This window comes from Hansschlegelia beijingensis (assembly GCF_045505405.1).
Taxonomy (GTDB): Bacteria; Pseudomonadota; Alphaproteobacteria; order Rhizobiales; family Methylopilaceae; genus Methylopila; species Methylopila beijingensis_A.
The window spans coordinates 1-4,222 of the sequence record NZ_JBJKEX010000272.1 but is presented as its reverse complement, the minus strand read 5'-3'; the positions used below and the strand labels follow the sequence as shown (position 1 = coordinate 4,222).

Here is a 4,222-nt window from a genome sequence, read left to right as displayed (position 1 = left end):
AAGCGGTGGCGCGCATCCTGCGCGACCGCGTCACCTTCACGCCGGGAGGCCGCTCGGCGGTCGCGACGCTGCGGGCGGCGGGCGTCCACACCGCGCTGGTCTCGGGCGGCTTCACGAGCTTCACGGTCCCGGTGGCGGCGGAGCTCGGCTTCGACGAGAGCCGCGGCAACATCCTCGAGATGGAGGATGGCCGGCTGAGCGGCGTGCTGCGCGAGCCGGTGCTCGGAAGCGACGCCAAGGTGACGGCGCTCGACGAGCTTCTCGGCGCGCGCCGACTGACGAGGGCCGACGCGGTCGCGGTCGGCGACGGGGCCAACGACATCCCGATGCTCAAGGCGGCCGGACTTGGGGTCGCGTTCCGGGCCAAGCCCGCGGTCGCCGCGGTGGCGGACGTCCGCATTGACCACGGCGACCTCACCGCCCTGCTCTATCTCCAGGGCTTTACGGCGGACGAGATCCGGACGGCCTGACGGCCCGCCGTCAATCGAGCGGAAGCGCGACGAAGCGGACGTCGCCCTGCCGGTTGGACAGCAGAAGCAGCGCGGTCTTCTTGCCGTCCTTCTTGAGCTCTTCGAGCCGGGCGGTGACGTCGTTCGGCGCCTCGACCGCCCGCTGGGCGACCTCAATCAGGACGTCGCCCGCCTGGACGCCGCTCTCCTGGGCCGCCGAGCCATCATCGACGGCCGTGATGACGAGGCCCTTGGTCTCCGGCTTCAGCTGGAACTTGAGCCGCAGGTCGTCGCTCACCGGCGTGAAGGTCAGTCCGAGCGCGGCGCCGGTCTTCGGCTCATCAGGCGACGGAGGGGTCTTCGGAAGGTCGTCCTTCTTCGCCTCCTCCTCGAGCCGCCCGATCTTGATCCGCAGCGTCTCCTGCTTGCCCTTGCGCAGCACCACGACCTCGACCTCGCGGTCGATCTCCGTATCGGCCACGATGCGCGGCAGATCGCGCATCTCGCGGATCGTCTTGCCGTCGAATTTGAGCACGACGTCGCCGGTCTTCATGCCGGCCGCGGCCGCCGGGCCGTCCTCGTTCACCCCGGCCACCAGCGCGCCCTTGTCCGACCCCGAGACGCCCAGGGTCTCGGCGATCTCGTCGTTGACCTGCTGGACCCGCACGCCGATCCAGCCGCGGCGCACCTCGCCATACTTCAGGAGCTGATCCACCACCGGCTTCGCCACGTTGGCCGGAACCGAGAAGCCGATGCCGATCGACCCTCCGGAGGGCGAAATGATCGCGGTGTTGATGCCCACCACCTTGCCCTCGGTGTTGAACAGCGGGCCGCCGGAGTTGCCGCGATTGATGGCCGCGTCGGTCTGGATGAAGTTGTCGTAGGGCCCCGAGTTGATGTTGCGGTTACGCGCCGAGACGATGCCGGCCGAGACCGAGCCGCCCAGTCCGAACGGATTGCCGATCGCTAGGACCCAGTCGCCGACCCGCAGCCGCTCGGCGTCGCCGAAGCCGACCGCCTTGAGCGGCTTCGGCGGTTTCACGCGCAGCACGGCGAGATCGGTCTTGATGTCGCGGCCGACCAGCTCCGCCGTCAGCTTGGAGCCGTCGTTGAGGTTCACGGTGATCTCGTCCGCGCCCTCGATGACGTGGTTGTTCGTGATCACGATTCCCGCCGGGTCGATGACGAAGCCCGAGCCGAGAGAGCTCTGCTTGCGGGCGCGGCCGCGGGGCGAGCCGCCCTCGCCGCGCTTGTTGAAGAATTCGTCGAAGAAGTCCTCGAAGGGCGAGCCCTCGGGAACCTGAGGGGCCGGCACCGCCTTGTCGGCGGCCGGGGCGTTCTGCGAGGTCGAGATGTTGACCACGGCGTCGAGCAGGCCTTCCGCGAGACCCGCGAAACTGTCGGGCGCCGAGCGCGCCGCGGCGGGAGCCGCGGGGGCGACGCAGACGCACAGCGCGACCGCAAGCGCGGCGACGACGCGGCTCGCGCCCGATGGGCGGGCCGCCCGGCGGGTCGGGGTGCTCATGACGTCTCCTCGGGATGAACTGCGGGACGGCGGCGCCGGAGGCTGCGGCACTCTACACGACGTCCATGGGGCGAAAAGAGGACGGCCGCCGCGGCGCGGCGGGCACCGTCAGCGGGCCTGCGGCGTGCAGACCACCTGATCGCCCAGCACATAGCAGGCGCTCATCCGGCCCGTTCGCTTCTCGACCCGGTAGACGCCGCCCTCCTGCTGGTGATTGGAGGCCACCAGCGCATAGGCGCCCGCCTCCTGCGGCCCGGCCCCTTCGCCCGGAGTGAAGCAGAGCGTCACGCCGACCGTGCCGTTGCGGACCGCGTACTGGCAGGCGCCGACTTCGCCTGTGCTGGTCTCGACCCGGAACACGCGGTTGAGGTCGGTCTGAGGCGAGGCGAGGAAGACGTAATCCTCCGCCAGGGCCACCCCGGGAATCGTCACGAGGGCGGCCGCCCACGCGCCAGCGCAGAACCATGCGATCGTCCTCACGGCCCCTCCTCGTTCGGCGCGAATCAGACATTGACGCCAGCGAGGCTAGCAGGCGAAGCACGCCTCGCCACGTCGCCGCCTCCCGAACCGCAGGTTCCCCATGTCCTTCTCGCAGCCGCTGACCATCGTGTTCGACCTCGACGGAACGCTCGTCGAGTCGGCGCCCGATCTGGTCGACGCACTGGCCGTGACCCTCGCGGAGGAAGGCGTGGCCCCGCTGCCCTATGAGCAGGCGCGCGACCTCATCGGGGCCGGAGCGCGGGCGCTGGTCGAGCGCGGGCTCGCCGTCGCCGGCCATCAGGTGACGCCGCAGCGGCTGAACGAGCTGCACGCGTTCTTCCTCGACCATTACGCCGCCCACATCGCGGCCCGGACCCTGCCCTATCCGGGATGCGAGGCTGCGCTCGACCGGCTCGCCGCGCGCGGCGCGACCCTCGCGGTGTGCACCAACAAGGTCGAGCGACTCGCCACTCAGCTGCTTGATGAGCTAGGCCTGACCGCCCGATTCGCCGCGATCGTCGGCGGGGACACGTTCGGCGTCGGCAAGCCGGACCCGACTTCGCTGCTCGGCGCGATCGGGCGCGCGGGAGGAAACCCGGCCCGCGCCGTCATGGTGGGCGACAGCGCCGCCGACGTCGGCGCGGCGCGGGCGGCGGGCGCGCCGGTCGTGGTGGCGACCTTCGGCTACACGGTAACGCCTCCGCAGGAGCTCGGCGGCGACGCTCTCATCGACCATTTCGACGAGCTCGACGGCGTGATCGAGCGGCTCGGCTTCTCCTGAAATCTGCCCGGTTGCCACCTTCGGCCGCCGGATGGTGAACTCGGCTTCACCGGGGGACGAACGCGTCCGGTCCGCGAGGAGGAGCCCGGGTGAAGTTCCGCCACTGGTCGGACTGGGTCGCGATCGTCACCGCCTCGCTCATCTGGGCGATCGTCGGCCTCGCCCTGCTCGACCTGTTCCCGGGCGTCGGCCAGGGGGCGGCCATCCTGGTGGGCTGGCTCATCAGCTATGTCAGCCTGATGGGCTGGCTGTCCGTCAGTCGCCGGGATCTCCGTGGTCTTCTAGCGGCGAGCGGCTTCTTTCTGGTGGTGCTCGGAGCGGTCGCCTACGTCATGGGACTGATGCTCGGCGTCGATGGCGGCATCCCCAATTGAAATTCCATTCGGTCCGGCGTAGTGAAGGGCCGTTCCGCAGCGTGCCCGAATAGCTCAGCGGGAGAGCACACCCTTCACACGGGTGGGGTCACAGGTTCGATCCCTGTTTCGGGCACCACTTTTCCCTTGAGGTGCGGCCCCGCATCGAGCGGCCTGGAGATCGTGGTCCGCGGCTGTAGATGCGCGCGAGTGATCACTCCCGGGGCCATGTGCCTGACCCAGGCAGCCAGGAACTCGCCGATTGGCTGAAGCGTTTCTCGCAAACAACTTCAAGGATATGGGCCATGGCGGAGCGGCCTGACCTGATCGAGCGTCTTTCCTCGATCGCGAAGGATTACGAGGGGGTCGCCAGAGCCGATGAGGACGCCGAGGAGGATCTGGCGGTAGCCGCCACGATCCGGGAAGCGATCGCGGAGCTCCTTCGCCTTCGCGAGAAAAGGACCGGCAGTCGACACCGACTCCAGGCGGCGTTCTCCCCCTCGAGAAGATCGACAAGATCTACCGCTTCGTCGCCTGACCTGCAGCGACGCGCGTCTGACGATTTTGGCCGCCATGCGCCAAGCCGGGCCCGGGCGGCCGCCAGCGCCTCGACGCCGACCGGCTGACGCCGGCC

Annotated in this window: 5 protein-coding genes and 1 tRNA gene; 4 read left to right on the top strand and 2 right to left on the bottom strand. The window is 69.7% G+C overall.

What is annotated here, in order from left to right:
- Positions 1–470 (top strand): HAD family hydrolase (locus tag ACIKT0_RS14090; RefSeq protein ID WP_407105949.1); only part of this gene is annotated, 470 nt, incomplete at its 5' end.
- Positions 471–480: 10 nt separating this feature from the next.
- On the opposite strand, the gene ACIKT0_RS14085 is transcribed toward ACIKT0_RS14090, so the two are convergent.
- Both ACIKT0_RS14085 and ACIKT0_RS14080 read right to left on the bottom strand, forming a co-directional pair.
- On the bottom strand, positions 481–1,974 hold the full coding sequence (locus tag ACIKT0_RS14085; protein WP_407105948.1) for a Do family serine endopeptidase: 1,494 nt from the start codon (positions 1,972–1,974) through the stop codon (positions 481–483).
- A gap of 108 nt (positions 1,975–2,082) precedes the next feature.
- Positions 2,083–2,454, bottom strand: coding sequence for a hypothetical protein (locus ACIKT0_RS14080; RefSeq protein WP_407105947.1), 372 nt, complete (start codon positions 2,452–2,454; stop codon positions 2,083–2,085).
- Positions 2,455–2,554: 100 nt separating this feature from the next.
- Between ACIKT0_RS14080 and gph the strand changes: the two genes are divergently transcribed.
- From gph to ACIKT0_RS14065, 3 genes are all read left to right on the top strand, one after another.
- The gene (gene gph / locus ACIKT0_RS14075) at positions 2,555–3,235 is read left to right on the top strand and encodes a phosphoglycolate phosphatase (RefSeq protein WP_407105946.1); all 681 of its coding nucleotides are present in this window, start codon (positions 2,555–2,557) and stop codon (positions 3,233–3,235) included.
- An 89-nt stretch (positions 3,236–3,324) separates the two neighbouring features.
- The gene (locus tag ACIKT0_RS14070) at positions 3,325–3,609 is read left to right on the top strand and encodes a hypothetical protein (RefSeq protein ID WP_407105945.1); all 285 of its coding nucleotides are present in this window, start codon (positions 3,325–3,327) and stop codon (positions 3,607–3,609) included.
- 43 nt (positions 3,610–3,652) lie between these two features.
- Positions 3,653–3,727: transfer RNA gene (locus tag ACIKT0_RS14065), tRNA-Val, on the top strand.
- The last annotated feature ends 495 nt before the right edge of the window (positions 3,728–4,222 follow it).

Coding starts and splice junctions, on each gene's coding strand:
- ACIKT0_RS14085 (WP_407105948.1), bottom strand. CDS start 1,974: ATGAGCACCCCGACCCGCCGGGCGGCCCGCCCATCGGGCGCGAGCCGC.
- gph (WP_407105946.1), top strand. CDS start 2,555: ATGTCCTTCTCGCAGCCGCTGACCATCGTGTTCGACCTCGACGGAACG.